This window comes from Vibrio sp. Vb0667 (assembly GCF_033391095.1).
Map to the genome: position 1 here is coordinate 1 of NZ_JAWPOL010000118.1, position 1,648 is coordinate 1,648.

Annotated in this window: 1 protein-coding gene; it reads left to right on the top strand. The window is 47.1% G+C overall.

Annotated features, from left to right (window positions below):
- Positions 1–196 precede the first annotated feature (196 nt).
- Positions 197–1,414, top strand: a complete 1,218-nt coding sequence (gene alr / locus R8269_RS23870; RefSeq protein ID WP_318222733.1) for an alanine racemase — start codon at positions 197–199, stop codon at positions 1,412–1,414.
- Positions 1,415–1,648: the final 234 nt, after the last annotated feature.

A 1,648-nucleotide genomic window follows, 5' to 3' on the forward strand; every position in this document is an offset into this window, starting at 1 on the left:
TTTTCCTGCGAACACTTATCATTCAATCTTGCCGCACTGAGCAACAGTGCCGAAGAAAACCGATTATCTGCTAAGGACGCACAACAAGGGGTTGAAGAGCGGAAACGCAAGGCTACTGCGCTACGCGACGTTGTGCATCTATTTACACTTTAACTTCAACCAACAAGAAGAAAAAACTCATAACAGGAGATATCCTTTGAAACTGAAACTTAGCCTAACTGCACTGGCTCTGATGGGCCAAACAGCCGCACATGCCGCTCCTCTGCTAGTTGATTTTGATGACAGCGAGCGCGAAGAGCGCGTTCAGGCGAGCAACGCTTGGCTAGAAATTGATACTCAGGCATTTTCAAATAATATTCAGTTGCTTCAGAAGGATCTAAAGGGCAACACTCAGATCTGTGCCATCATGAAGGCTGACGCGTACGGTAACGGTATCGCAGGCCTGATGCCTAGCATCATCGCGAACAACGTTGCATGTGTGGGTATCACCAGTAATGAAGAAGCTCGCGTAGTGCGTGAGCACGGCTTCGAAGGCAAGATCATGCGTGTCCGTGCGGCTAGCCGCAACGAAATTGAAAACGGCGTACAGTACGAAATCGAAGAGCTGATTGGCACTAAGATGCAGGCAGATCAAATCATCGAGATTGCATACAACTACAATACCGTTATTCCTGTTCACCTTGCTCTGAATACTTCAGGCATGGGTCGTAATGGTCTGGATCTGACAACGTATGAAGGTCAGGTTGAAGGTGTGGAAATCGCAAGCGATCCTAACCTAAAAATCGTAGGTATGATGACCCACTTCCCGAATGAAGGTCTTGATGAAATCCGCCGCAAGGTTGACCGTTTCAAAGTAGAAACAAAGTGGCTAATGGACAGCGCAGGTCTGAAACGTAAAGACATCACACTGCACGTGGCTAACTCTTACATCACGCTAAATCTGCCTGAAGCACATCTGGATATGGTTCGTCCTGGCGGCATGCTGTACGGTGACTACCCTGCAACCCTACCTTACGAGCGCATCGTGTCTTTCAAAACACGCGTAGCATCACTGCACCACCTACCGAAAAACAGCACTGTGGGTTACGACAGCAGCTTTACAACCACTAAAGAAAGCGTAATGGCGAACCTTCCTGTCGGTTACTCTGACGGTTACCCAAGAAAAATGGGCAATACGGCAGACGTGCTGATCAATGGTCAACGTGCAAAAGTGGTTGGCGTAACGTCAATGAATACAACAATGATCGACGTTTCCGATATCAAAGGCGTGAAGCCGGGTTCTGAGGTCGTTCTGTTCGGCAACCAAAAATCTCAAACCATCAATGCCGCAGAAATCGAGAAGAACGCCGACGTGATCTTCCCAGAACTTTACACCATTTGGGGCACATCAAACCCTCGTGTGTACGTGAAGTAATCTTACGACTTCCTTTTTAAACACTTCCTAACTCAAAGCGAGCTTCGTGCTCGCTTTCTTTTTTCGCTCAAAAAGCCCTGAAACACCGATAACGTTAATGTCATCTTGTTGTCTGCGACGAAAACCACATTTTGGTTGTGTTTGAAAGCCCATCCAATTGATGTTAAACATGCAGTTTACAAAATCACAACAATACCCATTTAGGGCTTCTCCCGACTTTGCTGCCGGCTAGGT